At 72.9% G+C, this 17902-nt stretch carries 12 protein-coding genes; 5 read left to right on the top strand and 7 right to left on the bottom strand.

From position 1 onward, the window contains the following. Window positions 1–82: 82 nt before the first annotated feature. A complete protein-coding gene (locus tag ACIQH8_RS15630) occupies window positions 83–1618 on the top strand; it encodes a leucyl aminopeptidase (RefSeq protein ID WP_401000329.1) in 1536 nt (511 codons plus the stop codon). Window positions 1619–1630: 12 nt separating this feature from the next. Here ACIQH8_RS15630 and ACIQH8_RS15635 read toward each other — a convergent pair whose 3' ends face one another. Next, a complete protein-coding gene (locus ACIQH8_RS15635; protein ID WP_401000331.1) occupies window positions 1631–2113 on the bottom strand; it encodes a MarR family winged helix-turn-helix transcriptional regulator in 483 nt (160 codons plus the stop codon). 60 nt (window positions 2114–2173) lie between these two features. Here ACIQH8_RS15635 and ACIQH8_RS15640 point away from each other — a divergent pair, with 60 nt between their 5' ends. Beyond that, complete coding sequence (locus ACIQH8_RS15640; RefSeq protein ID WP_401000333.1) at window positions 2174–3754, top strand: DHA2 family efflux MFS transporter permease subunit; 1581 nt, start codon at window positions 2174–2176, stop codon at window positions 3752–3754. A 156-nt stretch (window positions 3755–3910) separates the two neighbouring features. Here the strand turns inward: ACIQH8_RS15640 and ACIQH8_RS15645 are convergent, their stop codons facing one another. From ACIQH8_RS15645 to ACIQH8_RS15660, 4 genes are all read right to left on the bottom strand, one after another. Continuing rightward, window positions 3911–4444, bottom strand: coding sequence for a glutathione peroxidase (locus ACIQH8_RS15645; RefSeq protein WP_401000335.1), 534 nt, complete (start codon window positions 4442–4444; stop codon window positions 3911–3913). A gap of 99 nt (window positions 4445–4543) precedes the next feature. After that, window positions 4544–7501 carry an AAA family ATPase gene (locus ACIQH8_RS15650; RefSeq protein WP_401000337.1) on the bottom strand — a complete coding sequence of 986 codons (2958 nt, stop codon included), beginning with the start codon at window positions 7499–7501 and terminating at the stop codon, window positions 4544–4546. Window positions 7502–7623: 122 nt separating this feature from the next. After that, window positions 7624–7806 carry a hypothetical protein gene (locus tag ACIQH8_RS15655; protein WP_401000339.1) on the bottom strand — a complete coding sequence of 61 codons (183 nt, stop codon included), beginning with the start codon at window positions 7804–7806 and terminating at the stop codon, window positions 7624–7626. A 413-nt stretch (window positions 7807–8219) separates the two neighbouring features. Continuing rightward, complete coding sequence (locus ACIQH8_RS15660; protein WP_401000341.1) at window positions 8220–8951, bottom strand: pyridoxamine 5'-phosphate oxidase family protein; 732 nt, start codon at window positions 8949–8951, stop codon at window positions 8220–8222. A 78-nt stretch (window positions 8952–9029) separates the two neighbouring features. On the opposite strand from ACIQH8_RS15660, the gene ACIQH8_RS15665 reads away from it, so the two are divergent. Continuing rightward, window positions 9030–10481: a PLP-dependent aminotransferase family protein gene (locus ACIQH8_RS15665; protein ID WP_401000343.1), complete on the top strand. Its 1452-nt coding sequence runs from the start codon at window positions 9030–9032 to the stop codon at window positions 10479–10481. A 57-nt stretch (window positions 10482–10538) separates the two neighbouring features. On the opposite strand, the gene efeU is transcribed toward ACIQH8_RS15665, so the two are convergent. Next, window positions 10539–11435 carry an iron uptake transporter permease EfeU gene (gene efeU, locus ACIQH8_RS15670; RefSeq protein ID WP_401000345.1) on the bottom strand — a complete coding sequence of 299 codons (897 nt, stop codon included), beginning with the start codon at window positions 11433–11435 and terminating at the stop codon, window positions 10539–10541. A gap of 135 nt (window positions 11436–11570) precedes the next feature. Between efeU and ACIQH8_RS15675 the strand changes: the two genes are divergently transcribed. Both ACIQH8_RS15675 and ACIQH8_RS15680 read left to right on the top strand, forming a co-directional pair. Further along, the gene (locus ACIQH8_RS15675; RefSeq protein ID WP_401000347.1) at window positions 11571–13709 is read left to right on the top strand and encodes a S9 family peptidase; all 2139 of its coding nucleotides are present in this window, start codon (window positions 11571–11573) and stop codon (window positions 13707–13709) included. Window positions 13710–13867: 158 nt separating this feature from the next. Continuing rightward, a complete protein-coding gene (locus tag ACIQH8_RS15680) occupies window positions 13868–15181 on the top strand; it encodes an FAD-binding oxidoreductase (protein WP_401000349.1) in 1314 nt (437 codons plus the stop codon). Here the strand turns inward: ACIQH8_RS15680 and ACIQH8_RS15685 are convergent. Next, window positions 15171–17885 (bottom strand): cation-translocating P-type ATPase, encoded by a 2715-nt coding sequence (locus ACIQH8_RS15685; protein WP_401000351.1) that lies wholly within the window; start codon window positions 17883–17885, stop codon window positions 15171–15173. The genes ACIQH8_RS15680 and ACIQH8_RS15685 overlap by 11 nt on opposite strands. Window positions 17886–17902: the final 17 nt, after the last annotated feature.

A 17902-nucleotide genomic window follows, 5' to 3' on the forward strand; every position in this document is an offset into this window, starting at 1 on the left:
CCTCCCGAGTCTATCGCCGTGGTCCCTTCCGGGCCGGGCGGTGCCCCGATACTGTCGACCCCGAACCTGTGGAGGAACGATCATGACGCGGAATCCGGTCAAGCTCATCGCCGAGGGCTTCTCGCCCGTCCCCTCGCTCGAGGCGTACGACGCGGTGCGGGTGTCGGCCGTCGAGGAGTTCGGCGGCGGCACCGGCGGCGCCGAACTCGACGCGATCGGGGTGCTCGTCTTCGACGAGGGCCCGCTGCCCGAGGGCATCGGGCTCGACCGCGACGCCCTCGCACGCGCCGGGTTCGAGGCGAAGCCGGGCCAGACGCTCATGCTGCCGCAGCCGGGTCGCAGCCTGATCATCGTCGTCGGCGGCGGCCCCGAGCCCGAGGCGACCGCGGCCACGCTCCGCGACGCCGGCGCGGCGTTCGTCCGCGCGGTGAAGAAGGCGACGACCGTCGGCCTGCGCGTGCCCTCAGTCGGGTCGACGGATGCCGCGGGCGCCGGGCGTGCGCTCACCGAGGGCGTGCTGCTCGGACGCTACCGCTACGACGCGCTCAAGGCGGAGCCGCGCGAGCCCGCGCTCGAGCGCGTCGAGCTCCTCCTGGACGGCGTGGACGGGGAAGCGGCATCCGCCGGCATCGCCGAGGGCGTCGCGACGGCCCGGGCGACGGCGCTCGCACGGGACCTCGCCAACACGCCTCCGAGCCACCTCACGGCGAGCGACATGGGCGAGGTCGCCGAACTGCTCGGTGGGCGGTTCGGGTTCGACGTCGAGGTGCTCGACCGCGAGCAGCTCATCGAGCTCGGCTGCGGCGGCATCCTCGGGGTGAACGCGGCGAGCGCCGAGGAACCCCGCATGATCGTCCTGAACTACCTGCCGGAGGGCACGGCGACCGGGCATCTCGGACTCGTCGGCAAGGGCATCATGTACGACTCGGGTGGCATCAGCCTGAAGCCGAGCGATCCGATGCACCTGCTCATGAAGATGGACATGGGCGGTGCCGCGGCGGTACTCGGGGCCTTCACCGCGCTCCGCGACCTCGGGGCGACCGCCCGGGTGACGGGCTGGTTGATGTGCACCGACAACATGCCGTCGGGCTCGGCCTACAAGCTCGGCGACGTGCTCACGGCGCGCGGCGGCACGACGGTCGAGGTGAAGAACACCGACGCCGAGGGACGACTGGTGCTGATGGACGGCCTCGTCCTCGCGACCGAGGCGGGCGTCGACGCGATCGTCGACATCGCGACCCTCACGGGCAGTGCCCTGCGCGCGCTCGGCGAGACGCATTCGGTCGTGCTCGGCACGAGCCAACCGCTCGTCGACCGCCTGGTCGAGGCGGGCGACGCGACCGACGAGTCGACGTGGCAGTTCCCGCTCGTGCGCAAGTACCGCAAGCTCCTGGACTCGGACGTCGCCGACATCGCGAACCTCGGCGGCGTGAACGCCGGTGCGACGACCGCGGCGCTCTTCCTCGCCGAGTTCGTCGGCGACACCCCGTGGGCGCACCTCGACATCGCCGGCACGATGAGCGCCGACAGCGACGACTCGTGGCGGTCGAAGGGTGCGACCGGCTACGGCGCGCGCCTGCTCGTCGAGGTCGCGAGGGGCTTCACGCCGGTCGGGTGACGGCTCGGGAGCTCACTCCTCGAGTGCCCGGGCGTGCTGCTCCATGGCCTCCGTCATCCTCCGCAGGTACTCGACGATCACGTCCTGCTGTCCCGGTTCGAACGAGGCGAAGACCTCGCGGGTGAGGTGCCCGAGCGGCGAGAAGAACTGGGTGGCGACGGCGCGCGCCTGCGGGCTGTAGTGCAGGGTGACCGAGCGGCGGTCGATCACCCCGCGACGGCGATCGAGGTGCCCGGCGGTCTCGAGCTTGTCGATGAGCGAGGTGGTCGCGGCCGGGCTCAGGCGAACGGCGCGGCCGAGGCCGCCCGCGGTGAGCGGGGCTCCGAGCTGTTCGGCCTGCATGACGGCGAGCAGGGCCTCGAGTTCGCGCTCGGAGAGGCGCTCCGAGCGCGCGAACGCGTCGGCGATGCGTCGGTTCTGCGTCGCGAGGCGCTGGTGGAGCCTCGTGAGTTCGGCGTCGACCGCGGGCCGGGTGCTGGGCTGGTCGTCGCGCATTGAGGTTGGCCTCTCGGATGTCTACACTTCCATCGTACGACCTTTCGAAAGGCGAAAGATATGAAGCGCGAACGATGGGCCGGGCTGGTCTTCATCAGCATCGCCGTGGCCCTCATCATCGTCGACAGCACGATCGTGAACGTCGCGATCCCGGCCATCATCGACGACCTCGGCATCAGCTCGACCGAGGTCCAGTGGGTGCAGGAGAGCTACACCCTCGTCTTCGCCGCGTTCCTGCTCCTCTTCGGCGCGCTGGCGGACCGGTACGGCCGCCGGCTCGTGATGCTCATCGGCATCGCGGTCTTCGTGCTGTCGTCGATCGCTGCCGCCCTCTCCGACTCGGGCACCGCGCTCATCCTCGCCCGGCTGGTCCAGGGGCTCGGCGGGGCCGCCATCCTGCCCACGACCCTCTCGCTCATCAACGCCAACTTCCAGGGCCGCGAGCGCGGCATCGCCTTCGCGGTGTGGGGGTCCACGATCGGAGGGATGGCGGCCGTCGGCCCGCTGCTCGGCGGATGGCTGACCACCGAGTTCTCGTGGCGCTGGGCGTTCGGGATCAACATCCCGCTCGGCATCCTCATCGTGATCGGCGTCCTGCTCTTCGTGCCCGAGTCGCGAGCCGAGCACGAGCGACCCATCGACTGGGCCGGCGCGGCCATCTCAGTGGTGGCAGCGGGCTCGATCGTCTTCGGACTCATCGAAGGCCGTACATACGGTTGGTGGACGGTCGACGAGGTGCCCACGATCGGAGACTGGGAGTGGCCGTGGCAGCTCTCGCCCATCCCGATCGCCTTCGCGATCGGCATCGTGTTCGTCGGCATCTTCGTCCTGCGAGCACGGTCGCGGCACCGGGCCGGCAAGCCCGTCCTGCTCACGCCGGAACTGTTCGGCATCCGCTCCTTCCGCAACGGCAACATCGCCGCGGCGATCGTGTCGCTGGGCGAGTTCGGCATCATCCTCGCGCTCCCCCTGTGGCTGCAGAACGCGCTCGGCTACACCGCGCTCCAGACCGGATGGGTGCTCGTCGCCCTCGCGGGCGGATCGTTCGTCGCAAGCGGACTCGCGAGCGCCCTCATCTCGCGGTTCTCCGCGCTCACGACCGTACGGTTCGGCATCATGGCCGAGATCGTCGGCCTCGTGGCGCTCGGCCTCGTCATCTCGGTCGACACCCCGTGGTGGGCGATCGCCGCCAGCCTCGCCGTGTACGGCTTCGGCGTCGGCCTCGCCACCGCACAGCTCACCAACGTGGTCCTGGCCGACGTGCCCGTCGCCAGGTCGGGCGAGGCCTCGGGCACGCAGAGCACGTCGCGCCAACTCGGCGCGGCACTCGGCGTCGCCGTGCTCGGCACCATCCTGTTCACCTCGCTCGAGGCCGACCTCGCCCAGCGGCTCGACGGGATGCCGTTCGCCGATCAGGCGGTCGCCGCCGTCGTCGACTCGGCAGGGGCGGCGATCCCTGCGATCGAGGCGCGGAGCGCCGACGCGGCGGACGCCGCGCGTGCATCGCTCAGCGCCGCCACGGCGTACTCGGCGTACGCGGCCGCCGGTTTCCTCTCGCTCGGCCTGCTCTCGACGCTCGGGCTCGGGCCGGGACGCCGGAAGGAGGAGCAGACTGCGGTGACCGCCGCGGCGGCCGACTGACCCGGCACGCGACGCTCAGCGACGCGCGGCGCGACCGTCGACGTCGGCCCCGAGCTCCGCGACGATCCGGTCGAGTTCGGCGGCCGCCGCCGCGTCGGCGGCGATGTCCTCGCGAGCCCTGCGAAGCTGCTCACGCGACCGGGCCCTGCCCGACCATCAGGCCCGATCGGACCGCTCGTGCCCGACGGCGGCGGCATCGTCGCCATCGTCGGGGAGGGCCGCCTCGATCGCCGCGATGATCGCCGGATCGTCGGGCTCGACCGTCGGCCGGAACCGGCGGACCTCGCCGTCGGGGAGGACGAGGAACTTCTCGAAGTTCCAGGTGACCCGGCCGGCCTTGCCGGAGGCATCCGTCGCCTGCTTCAACTCGGTGTAGAGCGGGGCCTCGCCCCGCCCGTTGACCTTGACCCGATCGAGGATCGGGAAGGTGATGCCCCACGTGGTCGAGCAGTACTCGGACACCGCCTCGTTGGTCGAGAGCTCCTGGAGGAACTGGTTGCTCGGGAAGCCGAGCACGGTGAACCCGCGATCACCGTAGGTGCGCTGCAGCTCCTCGAGCCCCGCGTACTGCGGTGAGAGGCCGCAGCGCGAGGCCACGTTCACCACGAGCCTGACCTGGCCGGCCCAGTCGCCGAGGGTGCGGGTCTCGCCGGACATGGTGCGGAACGGGATCGTCTCGAGCTCGGTCATGCGTCGCTGCTCCTCGGGTCGGTCCTTCCACGCTACCCGCGCGCAGGTGGATGGCGGCTCGGAGTCCGCTGAACGCCTCCGGTGCGGGCCGGAGGGTCGTCAGCGCGTCGCGCGCGCCAGGTACACCGCCTCGGTGCGGCTCGACGCCCCCAGCTTGCGGAGGATCGCCGACACGTGCACGCTCGCCGTCTTGCCGCTGATGTAGAGCCGCTCGCCGATCTGCCGGTTGCTGAGGCCCTCGGCGATGAGGTCGAGCACCTGCCGCTCGCGCGCGGTGAGGTCGGCGACGGCATCGGCGGGGTCGTCGGTGCCCGCGACCCCGGCCGCGCCCTGCTCGGTGTCGCGGCGGGTCGCGCCGTCGAGAGCGAGGCCGGCCTGCATCGCGACGCGCGCGGTGCGCGTCTGCACGGCCGTGACGCCGCCCTCGACGGCCGCGTCGAACGCCTCTTGGAGCGCATCGCGAGCGCCCTGGCGTTCACCGGCCTCGAGCAGCGCCTCGCCGAGGCGCAGGAGCGCGTAGGGGCGGAGGAACCTCGGCGCGGTGTCGGCCGTGGCCTGCTCGGCGGCGACTCGCCACGCGGCATCCGTCGGCGTCAGCTCGGCTTCGACGAACGCCTTCCAGAGCGCATGGGTCGGCCAGAACGAGAGGCGTTCGATGAGCGCCCGGACCCCGGGCTCCGCCGCGAGGATCTCGTCGGCCTCGGACTCGGAGACCCGCGCCGGGTCGGCGCGGACCGCGGCGATGACCCGTGCGAGCGCCCACAGCAGCGGTTCGGCGTAGCCGGCGAGCGGCAGGACCTCCTCGTGCAGCACGCTCCGCCCGTCGCGCCAGGCCTGCGAGAGGTCGCCGACGGCGAGCGCGATCTCGACCGCCACCCGGCCGACCGCGAGCCGGGTCTGCATCTCGACCTGCATGACCGGCGTCATGGCCGGGCGGACCTGGCGGAACAGCTCGGCCGCGTGCTCGGCGTCACCCCGCCAGACGAGCGCCCAGAGCTTCGCCCGCTCCAGGTAGGTGCGGACCGGACCGGGCGGGTCGAGCGCCAGCGCACGCTCGATCAGCGCGTCGGCGCGCTCCCACTCGCCCAGTGCGAACAGCGGGTCGACCGCGTTCGAGGCGAGGATCACGCCCGAGCTGCGCTCGACGCCCTGTGCACGGGCACGCGCGAGGCCCTCCTCGGCGAGCCGCACCGCCTCGGGGAAGTCGCCCACGAGGTGTCGGAGGTCGGATGCGTTCACCCAGTACCGCAGGAGGGCGGCGCCGTCTCCGCGCGCGAGCTCGCGCGAACGCTCCATGTCGGCGAGACCACGCTCGACCTCGCCGCGCGACGCGCGGCTGACGGCGCTGATGTTCATCGCGACCGACGCGTACCGGTCGAACTCGAGCGAACTCGCGAGCTCGTACGCGGCATCGGCCATCTCGACCGCCTCGTCGATGCGCGCCTCGATCATGAGCCGACCGGCGAGCCCGGTCATGACCGTCGCCCGGAGGTCGTCGGAATCGTCGCCGGTGATCGCGGCGAGCGCTTCTTCGAGGATCTCGATCGACCCGCCCCGCCCGACGTTCGCCAGGTAGAGCGCCTTGTCGCGCAGCAGTCGCGCGTACTGCGGATCGGTGCGCGGGCACTCGGCGAGCGCGAGCTTGACCATCGCGAGGCTGCGCTCGCCCTCGCCGGCGTGCCGGAGCTGCGACGCGGTGCGGCCCATGAGCTCGAGCTTGGTCATGCCGGCGATCTGCTCGGCGTCGGGCACCGTGTCCCACAGTTCGAGCGCGCGCTCACCGAGCTGCGAGGAGGTCGCGTAGGCCACCGCTGCACGTGCCTCGCGCATCGCCTGGATCGTCGCGGGGAACGCGCGCACGGAGTCGCGCGCGCCGAGCCAGTGGTACGAGATCTCGGCAGCGAGCCGGCGCCCGCCTGCGGCGGCCTGGGCCTCGTACGCCTCGGCGTAGCGGGCGTGGAACCTCGCGCGTTCGCCGGGCAGCAGGTCGGCCAGGATCGCCTCGCGCACGAGCGCGTGGCGGAATGCGTAGTCGTCGCCGTCGATGACGAGCACGCCGTAGGTGACCGCTTCGCGGGCCGCCGTCTCGAGCTCGTCGTCGCTGCGCCGGTACACCGCCGCCAGCAGGGCGTGGGGCACGCGCACGCCGCCGGTGGAGAGCAGGCGCAGGAGCTCCTGCGCCTCGTCGGACAGTCGCTCGTACCTGGCGAGCAGCAGGTCTCGCAGCGTCGCGGGCACGAATCCCTCGTCGCGGCACCCGTCGATGCCGATCAGTTCCTCGACGAAGAACGGCACGCCGTCGCTGCGTCGGAAGACCGCTTCGAGCACCCGGTCGCTCGGCGCCTCGTCGTCGATCAGCGTGCCCACGAGTGCCCGCACCTCGGTCTCGTTCAGGCGCGCGAGCTCTCGCCGCTCGACCCAGCGGTCGCGCTCGGCCTCGGAGAGGAACAGCCGGAGCGGGTGGCCGCGCGTGACGTCGTCGGTGCGGTAGGTCAGCAGCATGAGCAGGCGACTCGAGCCGAGTGAGCGGAGCAGGAAGCGCAGCAGCGCGAGGGTCGCCGCATCGGCCCAGTGCAGGTCTTCGATGACGAGGACGATCGGCAGGTCGCGCGAGAGGGTCTCGAGCAGCACCGCGACGGCCTCGTGCAGCTGGCCGCTGCCGGCGCCGCCCGGGGTGATCACGATCTCGCCGGAGCTCCTGGCGTCGGATGCCGCGAGTTCGGGCAGCAGGGCGATGAGCGCCGCGCGCCCCGGACCGACCGCCTCGAGCACGCGCTCCGCGCCGACCTGCCCCACGAGTTGGCGGAGCGCGCCCTTGACGGGCGCATAGGGCGCCGCGACGTCGCCGAGGTCGACGCACTGGCCGAGGATCAGTCGCACGTCGGGGCCGAGGCCCGCGATGAATTCGGACATCAGCCGCGACTTGCCGATGCCGGCCTCACCGCCGATGACGGCGGTCGCCGGCGTGCCCGCGCGCACGGCGTCGAGCAGGCTGTTGAGCCACTCGAGCTCGGCGTCGCGGGCGATCATCGTGGGGCTCGACGAAGAGCTGGTCACGTTCATATCGTCCCACGCACCGACGACAACGGCGCCGGCCCCCTCGGGCCGGCGCCGTACCGCGGTTCCCTCGTCTGCGGTGTCGGCGGTCCGCTCCGCCGCACCCCCGCGCCCGATCGCGCTCACCGCGCGAACTGCGGCAGGTGGAAGCGGCGATGCGGCGCCCGGACGCGACGTCCGCGACCGGCGGCCGGCGACTCGGCCTCGCGCTCGGCGGCGGCCTGCGCGCGTGCGATCCGCTGCTCGGCTCCGAGCAGGTTCACCTCGTGCACCTGCTGGGCGACGAATCCTGCTGAGTAGTCCATGGTGTCCTCCCGGTCCGGATGATGCTCCGAGACTCCTCCCTGAGGTGGTCGCGGCTCATCGGGCGATGTCCCTATTTCCGTGGGCCGGGGCCCTGAGGCGGTCCTCAGGGCCCCGATCGGTCGGATGCGGATGTCCGGGTCGATCCGACCTCAGTGCGACAGGGTGGGCATGCGGTGGTATCCATCCCTGCGGAACTGGATCACCGAGGCGATCACGGCCCCCGCCGTGACGAGCCCGAGCACGAGCAACGCTGCGAACATCACGCACCTCCTTCCGTTCGTCGTTCCCGTCGAGTCCTTCGACGTCCCCCGTCCGGCATCGGACCGGGACGTGACACGATGGTGCGCCCTGAGGTACGGCGCGTTCATCGGGAGTTCGGCGTATCTCCGCCGGCCGTGGCGCCTGAGGTACCTCAGGCGGCCGGATCCGACGCCTCGTCGAGCCTGGCCGCAGGCGAGTCGCGTGTCGCCAGCGCGAGCACCGATTCCGGCACGGGCGCTCCCTCAGGGGTGAGCCCTGACGCGATCGGCAGCCCCCATCGCCGTTCGAGCGGCACCACGCCGGCCCAGGTCGCGTGGTCCTCGCCGTCGTCCTCCTCTTCGGACGGGCCGCCCGAGCGCTGCTTCATGACCACGTCGTCGAGCGCGAGCCGCAGCACGCGCGTGGCGGCGACCTCCTTGCGGCGCATGCCGCGCACCTCGGCCGAACGCCCCGGCATGAGCCGCTCGGACAGCGCCAGCAGCGCGCCATCCGCTTCGCCGTCGGGCACCGTCTCGAGCACGCCCTGGACGGTCGCGCTGCGGTAGTTCATCGAGCTGTCGAAGAGCGAGCGGGCGTAGACGAGGCCGTCGAGGGCGGTCACCGCGAAGGCGACGGGCATGCGGGCGGATGCCGCGCGGAGCGCGAATCCTCCCCCGGTCGAGCCGTGCAGCACGATGTGCTCGCCGACGCGCGCGTAGCCCATCGGGACGACGACCGGCACGCCGCCCGCGACGACCGCGAGATGCCCGACGAGCTCGGTGTCGAGCAGTTCGTGCAGGGCGAAGCGGTCGACGGTCTCGCGATCGGGAAGGCGTCGGATGCGCCGGGGCGGGGCGGACGCGCCGGCGACATCGGCTGGGCGAGTGGTGCTGGTGCTGCTCATGGGACCAAGTGTTCGCCGTTCGCTGGTATGGTGAGCAGACCAGTTCCCGTACATTCGAGCAGTCCAGTGGGGGTTCCGATGGATGGACCACTGCTCACCGTCGACCGGACGGGCGACCGACCGCTCGGCGTGCAGCTCGTCGAGGGGCTCCGGCGCGGCATCCTCTCGGGGCGACTGAGGACCGGCGATCCCCTGCCGTCGACGCGCTCGCTCGCGGCCGAGCTCGGCGTCGCCCGAAGCTCGGTCGTCGCGGCGTACGACCAGCTCGCCGGTGAGGGCTACCTCGAGGTGCGGCAGGGCGCGCCGACGCGCGTCGCGCCGCTCGCCGCCCCGCCGTCGGCCTCCGCCCCGGCAGATCCCGCAGCTCCCCCGCTGAGGGCACGTGCGGCGGGCGATCGGGATGGTGGCGATGCCGAGGCCGTGGCGGTCGACCTGCGCCCCGGGCGACCGTCGACCGCACGGCTCGACGAGCGGGCCTGGCGGGCCGCATGGCGGGCCGCCGCCCGCGCCGCCGTGCCCGACGACACCCCGCCCGACTTCGGCTCGCCGCGGCTCCGCGCCGAGATCGCCGAGCACCTCAGGCACGCGCGCGGCGTGACCTGCTCGCCCGACGACGTCGTCGTGACCGCCGGAACGAGCGACGCGGTCGCACTCCTCGCCTCCGCGCTCCGGATCGTCGTCGGCGGCACGCCCCGCGTCGGCGTCGAGCACCCCGGCTACCCGTCGGCCCGGCGCGTGCTCGAGCGACGCGGCGCCCTCGAGACCGTACCCGTCGCCGTGGACCGCGACGGCATCGAGGTCGACGCGCTCCGCGCCATCTGCCCCGCCCCGCACGCCGTGCTCGTGACACCCAGCCACCAGTACCCCCTCGGCGGGCGCCTGCCGGTAGCAACCCGCCTCGACCTGCTCGAGTGGGCCGAGGCCTCCGACGCGCTCGTGCTCGAGGACGACTACGACAGCGAGTTCCGCCACGTCGGGCCGCCGCTGCCCGCGCTCGCCTCGCTCGATCGGTCGGGCCACGCCGTGCTCATCGGCAGCTTCTCGAAGGTGCTCACGCCGTGGCTGCGGCTCGGCTACCTCGTGCTGCCCGCCAACCCCGCGCTGCGGGCGGCCGTCGCCGCCGTCCGCGACGACGAGACCTGCCCTGTGCCGGGCATCGCGCAGGCCGCCATGACCGAGCTGCTCGCGAACGGTACCGTGCGGCGGCACATCGCCGCGGCGCGGCGCGACTACGCGCATCGGCGCCGACTCGTCATCGAGGCGCTCGACGGCATCGACGGCGCGCCGCTCTCGGGCCTCGACGGCGGCCTGCACGCGGTCGTCGGCCTGCCGTCGCACGCGGCGGCGGCGCACGTGGTCGCCCGGCTCGCGGCGGACGGCGTGCTCGTCACCTCGCTCTCGGAGTACTCCGCGATCGCGGGCGAGGGACCGTCCGGCCTCGTGCTCGGGTACGCCTCGCCGCCCGACTCGCGGCTCGCGGGCGCGCTCACCCGGGTTCGGAAGGCCGTCGGCGAGGCACTGCGAGGGTGACCGCCGAGCGGCGAACCCGGCGCCGCCCCCGTTCCGGAACCGCTGCCCGGCGCCCGCTCAGGACGCGGGAACGGCTCGGGCCGATGCGGACGGGCGCGACGCCGACGACGACTCCGAGCCCGCGGCATCCGTCGCCCCGACCTTCTTCGGCGTCGGACGGCGGCGCATGACGCGCAGGTAGAGCGGGAGGACGACGGCGACGTAGAGCGACCAGGCGATGACCTGCGCCCAGGTCGGCTCGGGCGAGAAGTTGAAGATGCCCGTGAGCAGGGCGCCGTACCAGGACCCGGACGGCACCAGGCCGACGAGGTCGTAGGCGGGTGGGCCGCCCGGGATGACGCCGGCCTCCTGCAGCTCTCCGACCGCGTACGCCAGCACGCCGGCGGCGACGAGGACGAGGAACGCGCCGGTCCAGGTGAAGAAGCGCGAGAGGTTGATGCGGACGAGGCCACGCGCGATCCCCCACGAGATCGCGACCGCGGTGGTGATGCCGAGGAGCGCGCCGATCGTGCCGAGCACGGGATCGGAGCCGCCGGCGACGTTCGCCCACACGAAGAGCGCGGTCTCGATGCCCTCCCGCCCGACCGACAGCGCCCCGATGAGCACGAAGGCGAACCACGAGCGGTCCATCGCCGCGTCGACCTGGCCGCGGAGCTCCTTCGAGAGGCCGGCGCCGTGCGTCGCCATCCAGAAGACCATCCACGTGACCATGGCGACCGCGGCGATCGAGAGCACGCCGGCGAGGATCTCGTGCGCTTCGAACGTCAGCGCGTAGGGGCCCCAGGTGAGCGCGGCTCCGACGCCGAGCGCGACCGCCACGGCGACCGCGACGCCGGCCCACGTGCGGGCGAGCAGGTCGCGCCGTTCGAGCTTGGAGAGGTAGGCGACGAGGATGCCGACGATGAGCCCGGCTTCGAGGCCTTCGCGGAGGCCGATCAGGTAGGTGGCGAACACGGTGATCCTCTTCGGTTCGAGGGAGGGGAGGTGAGCTTAGGCTAACCTCACTCGCACCAGGATCCAAGACGCGGGTCGCACGACGTCATCGACGACGGATGTCGCGGCGCAGCGCGGCGGCGTACCGTTGAGGTCGTGCTGACTCCTCCGGTGACCGAGAAGCGACCGACCGAACGCACCCACCACGGCGACGTGGTGATCGACCACTACGAGTGGTTGCGCGACAAGGACGACCCGGCGGTCATCGCCCACCTCGAGGAGGAGAACGCCTACACGAAGGCGAAGACCCGCCACCTGTCGCTCCTCCAGGAGCAGGTGTTCGAGGAGATCAAGAACCGCACCAAGGAGACCGACCTCAGCGTGCCGACGCGCGAGGGCGACTGGTGGTACTACTCGCGCACGGTCGAGGGGCTGCAGTACGGCATCCACTGCCGCGTGGCCGTCCGCTCCGCCGACGACTGGGAGCCGCCCGCGATCCCCGAGAACGGCTCGCCGCTCCCCGGCGAGCAGGTGCTCCTCGACGACAACGTCGAGGCGGAAGGGCACGAGTTCTTCTCGCTCGGCAGCTTCGACGTGACGACCGACGGGTCCGTGCTGCTCTTCGGCGTCGACGTCGAGGGCGACGAGCGGTACACGATCCGGCTGCGCTCGCTCGACGGGTCGGGGCGCACGTTCGACGACGAGATCCCCGGCACCGCGGCCGGCGCGCTGTTCGACCCGAGCGGCCGGTACGTGTTCTACACGACGGTCGACGACGCCTGGCGGCCCGACACGGTCTGGCGGCACGAGGTCGGCACCCCCGCCGACGATGACGTGAAGGTGTTCCACGAGCCCGACGAGCGCTTCTGGCTCGGCGCGGGCCTCACTCGCAGCCGGCGCTACCTCGTGCTCGAGGCCGGGTCGCACGTCACGAGCGAGTCGTGGCTGCTCGACGCGTCCGACCCGACGGGCGACTTCCGCGTCGTGTGGCCGCGTCGCGACGGCGTCGAGTACGACGTCGAGCACGTCGTCGCGGGCGGACGGGACCGGCTGCTCATCGTCCACAACGAGGGCGACGCGGTGAACTTCGAGCTCGTGAGCGTCGCGGCCGACGACCCGCAGGGACCGAGGCGGATGCTGCTCCCCCACGACCCGCGCATGCGCATCGAGGCCGCGCACGGCTTCCGCGACTTCGTCGCGCTCGAGTACCGGCGCGACGGGCTGCCGCGCGTGGCGATCGCGAAGGTGCCGCCGCAGGGCCTCCCCGCCGACGCGACCGTCGACGACACGCTGCACGAGCTCGCCTTCGACGAGGAGCTCTTCTCCGCCGGTGTCGGCGCGAACCCCGACTGGGAGCAGCCGTCGCTGCGGATCGGCTACGGGAGCTTCGTCACGCCGTCGATGGTGATCGACGTCGACGTGGCATCCGGCACCCGGACGGTACGCAAGCAGCAGCCGGTGCTCGGCGACTACCACCCCGAGCGATATGCGCAGAAGCGCGAATGGGCGACGGCGCCGGATGGCACGAAGGTGCCGATCTCGATCGTGTACCGGCACGACCTCGTCACCCTCGGCGAGCCCGCGCCGACCCTGCTCTACGGCTACGGCTCGTACGAGCACGCCATCGACCCCGCGTTCGGGATCCCCCGGCTGTCGCTGCTCGACCGCGGCATGGTGTTCGCGATCGCGCACGTGCGGGGCGGCGGCGAGATGGGCCGGCTCTGGTACGAGCACGGCAAGAAGCTGCACAAGAAGCACACGTTCACCGACTTCATCGCCGCGGCCGAGCACCTCGTCGACCGCGACATCACGACGCCCGACCACCTCGTCGCGCAGGGCGGCTCGGCCGGAGGCCTGCTCATGGGCGCGGTCGCGAACCTCGCACCGCGCCTGTTCGCGGGCATCGTCGCCGAGGTGCCGTTCGTCGACCCGCTCACGTCGATCCTCGACCCGTCGCTGCCGCTGACGGTCATCGAGTGGGACGAGTGGGGCAACCCGCTCGACGACCCCGAGGTGTACGCGTACATGAAGTCGTACGCGCCGGTCGAGAACGTGCACGCGGTCGGGTACCCGCGGATCCTCGCGATCACGTCGCTGAACGACACGCGCGTGCTCTACGTCGAGCCGGCGAAGTGGGTCGCTCGGCTCCGCGAGGTGGGAGCCGACCCGCTGCTGAAGATCGAGATGGCGGCCGGGCACGGCGGCGTGTCGGGCCGCTACGCGGCCTGGCGCGAGCGCGCGTTCGCGAACGCGTGGATCATCGACGCGGCGGGGGCGCACCCGAGCGGCGAGTGAGCGGCATCCGCTCGCCATCCCGTTCGAGTGCGCCTTCTGCGGTGGAGTGCGGTTCCGAACGGGCCTCCACCGCAGAAGGCGCACTCGATCGATGCATCGCACGGGCGACGCCTGAACTGGGGTCGCGGATGTCGGCGGTGCGGCCCAGACTGACCGACATGTCGTTCGTCACCGACCTGAGTGAGCGGATGCCGCGGCTCGTGCACGCGCCCGGCACCCCCGAGTACGAGGCCGGCGCCCACGTCTTCGCCGGCCAGGGCACGCCCGACGCGGTCGTGCGCCCGACCTCCGCCGACGAGGTCGCCGAGGCAGTCCGGTCCGCGGTCGCCGCGGGCGTCCCCATCACCGTCCGCGCGGGCGGTCACGGATCCGACCCCGCCACGGGCGGGCTCGTCATCGACCTCACCGGCCTCGCGGCGATCGAACTCGCCGACGGCGGACTCGTCCGCATCGGTCCCGGCGCCCAGTGGGGCGACGTCGCGGCGACCCTCGCCCCGCACGGCCTCGGCGTCACCTCGGGCGACACGCGCGACGTCGGCGTCGGCGGGCTCGCGCTCGGCGGCGGCATCGGCTGGCTGGTCCGCGCACACGGCCTGACCATCGACATCCTCCGAGAGGTCGAGTTCGTCACCCCGGCGGGTGAGGTGCTCACGCTCGACGCGGAGCATCATCCCGACCTGTTCTGGGCGGTGCGCGGCGGCGGCGGCAACTTCGGCATCGCGACCCGGTTCACGTTCCAGGCCGCGCCGGTCGACGGACTCGTCGGCGGCCACGTCATGTTCGACCAGTCCGACCCGCGTGCCGTGCTCGGCGCGTGGCGCGACGTCATGCGCGACGGGCCAGACGAGCTCAACTCGACGCTCCTCGTGATGCCGCCGATAGGCCCCGAGATGCCCGGAGGGCCTCAGCTCCTGGTCGCGCTGCAGGGCTCCGAGGAGGAGCTCCGTCGCCTGCTGGAGCCGCTGTTGTCGCTGCCGTCGGTCACCGACGTGGTGCTCGGGCCCGTCGACTACCCCGATCTCCTCGAGGACGGCCCGCCCGGCACGCCGCCGTTCGAGATGGTCGGCGGCAACGGCTTCGTGCCCGACCTCTCCGACGCGGCGCTCGACGCGTTCGTGTCGACGCTCGACCACCCCCTGCCGACCATGCTGCTGCTTCGCGGTCTCGGCGGTGCATTCTCCCGCGTGGCGGCCGATGCCACCGCGGTCGCCCAGCGCGACGGCGAGGCGCTCTTCGCGGTGAACCGGTTCGTGCCCGAGGGCTCCGGCCCCGAGGCGCTCACCTCGGCCCACGACGGTGTCGACGCGGCGATGGCGTTCACGAACGGCCGCTACTCCAACTTCACGCCCGAGTTCGGCGACGACACCGTCACGGAGATCTACCCGCCCGACACGCTCGCGCGCCTGCGCGCGATCAAACGCCAGGTCGACCCCGACGACGTGTTCCGCCCCAGCCACCACATCACGCCGTAGGCGCCGCGGCGCGCCCCGCCGGTGGCGTCGTGCCACCGGCGCCGGCGGCCGCGTGCGGGTGCACGTGCCGCGCACGCACCCGCTTGTCGGCGGCGTCCACCGCGATGAGGATCGGCATCGACGCGAGCGCGACCGCCCAGCCCGCGGGCGGCGGCGTCGCCTGCCCGAGGATCTCGGCGACGGTCGGCTGGAGCAGCACCACGAGCGAGAACGCGAGCTCCACGAGCACGCCGACGACGAGCAGGCGGTTGCCGAACCATCCGAGGGCGCCCGGCCACCTCGTCGATGAGCGGCACGCGAACGCGTTCGCGGTCTGCGCCAGCACGACGGTCATGAACGCCGCGCCCGACGCCGCCATGAGGTCGGGGCCGGTCGGGAACGCCTCGCCCGGACGCCATCCGAGCGCGACGAGCGAGACCACGAACGCGGTCATCGTGAGCAGGGCCTCGAGCGGCCCGAGCACGCCGAACGCGCGGCGCAGCACGGTGCCGTTCATGAGCCGGCCGCCGACGGGCGGACCCTCGAGCAGGTGCTTCGCAGGCTTCTCGGCGCCGAGCGCCACGGCCGAGAGCGTGTCGGTGCCGAGGTCGAGCGCGATGATCTGCAGCACGCCGAGCGCGAGCGGGAACTGGCCGCCCGAGAGCGCCCACACGACGAACGGCGTGAGCTCGGCGACGTTGTCGGTCAGGTGGTACGTCAGGAAGCGGCGAATGTTCACGTACGTCGCACGCCCCTGCTCGATGCCCGCGACGATGCCGGCGAACGAGTCGTCGAGCAGCACCAGGTCGGCGGCTTCGCGCGCGACGTCCGTGCCGCCGCGGCCCATGGCGACGCCGATGTCGGCCTCGTGCAGCGCGGGTGCGTCGTTGACGCCGTCGCCGGTCATCGCGACGACGTGTCCGCGCGCGCGCAGCGCGCGAGCGATGCGCAGCTTGTCCTCGGGTGAGACCCGGGCGACCACGACGCCGTCGTGGTCGAGCACGGCGCCGAGGTGCTGGTCGTCGGCGGGCAGGTCCTCACCGGACAGCACCGGGGCGTCGGCCGTGCGCAGGCCGACCTCGTCGGCGATCGCACGGGCGGTGGCGGGATGGTCGCCCGTGATCATGGCGACGCGGACACCCGCCTGCCGGCACGCGAGCAGCGAGTCCGCGATGCCCTCGCGCGGCGGGTCCTGCAGTGCGAGCAGGCCCAGCAGTCGCAGCCCCTGCTCCGCCTCGAGCTGCGTCGCGGGCGTACGGCCGCCGCGCGGTGCGGCGGCCACCGCGATGACGCGCAGCCCGCGCGCCGTGAGGTCGTCGACGACGGATGCCGCGGCGGCGAGCGTCGCGCCCGGACCGGCCGCACCGTCCGCCGCGCCGTCCGGCGTCGCGTTCGACGCGGCGCCCGCGACATCCGTGCACTGCGGCAGGACCGTGTCGGGCGCGCCCTTGACGAGGATCTCGTCGGCGAGCACGACCGCCATGCGGCGCAGCTGCGAGTCGAACGGGAAGCGCAGTTCGGGCGGCGTCGCATGCCGGTCGGCGTCGGTGTCGATGCCGAGTCGGCGGGCGAGCGCGTCGAACGCGGCCTCCATCGGGTCGCCGTGCGGATGCCAGGTGCCCGCGACCTCCTCGGCGTACCCCGTCGAGCAGCGCACCGCGCTCAGGGCGAGTTCCCGCGTCGCCGGCTCGGCGCCGGGCGCGGTCCAACTCAGCTCGGCCGCCGGCCCGTAGCCGCCACCGTCGACGGCGAGCTCACCGGCGGGCGTCCACGCCCGCACGACCGTCATCTCGTTGCGCGTGAGCGTGCCCGTCTTGTCGGTGCAGATGAAGGTCGTCGACCCGAGCGTCTCGACGGCCTCGAGGTTCCGGACCAGGATCGAGCGGCGCGCCATCCGCTCGGAACCGAGAGCGAGCGAGAGCGTGACCGTCGGCAGCAGCGCCTCGGGGACGAGCGCGACGGTGACGCCGATCGCGAAGATGAAGGCGTCCTGGAGCGGGTTGCCGACGAGCGTCGAGATCAGCAGGAAGAGCAGGCCGGCGCCGATCGCGATCGACGCGGTCAGCCGTACGACGCCGCGGAGCCCCCGCGTGAGCGGCGTGTCCGGGGTCGCCGTGGTCGTCATCCGGGCGATGCCGGCGAGGCGGGTGCGGGCTCCGGTCGCCGTCACGACGGCCTGCGCGTCGCCTTCGACGACGAAGGTTCCCGCGAAGAGCGTGCCGCCGGGCTCGACGCTCGCGGCGACGCTTTCGCCCGTCAGCATCGACGTGTCGACCAGCAGGCGGTTCGCCTGGAGCACCTCGGCGTCGGCGGGCACGCGGTCGCCGCTCTCGACGAGCAGCAGGTCGCCCTCGACCACGTCGACCGCGTCGACCTGGCGCCGGCGGCCGTCCCGACGGACCGTGACGCGCGTCGGGAGCATCTTCTGCAGCCGGTCCGCCGCCCGGTCGGCGCGCGCCTGCTGCACGACCGCGAAGATCGCGTTCACGACGATCACCGCGATGATCGCGATCGCGAGTTCGGGGAGGCCCGCGAGGACGGCGAGCACCGCGGCGCCCCACAGCAGCAGCGCGAAGAAGTGCGTGAGCTCGCCGACCAGTCGGCGGAGGACCGACGGGCGCTTCGCGCCGGGCAGCGCGTTCGCACCGTCGCGGGCGCGGCGCGCTGCGGCATCCGCGCTCGTCAGCCCTGATGCCGCCGGCTCCGTGACGCGCGGCTCGTCCATGCGCGGCCAGCGTAGGT

Source organism: Agromyces sp. GXQ0307, assembly GCF_044769845.1.
Classification (GTDB): Bacteria; Actinomycetota; Actinomycetes; order Actinomycetales; family Microbacteriaceae; genus Agromyces.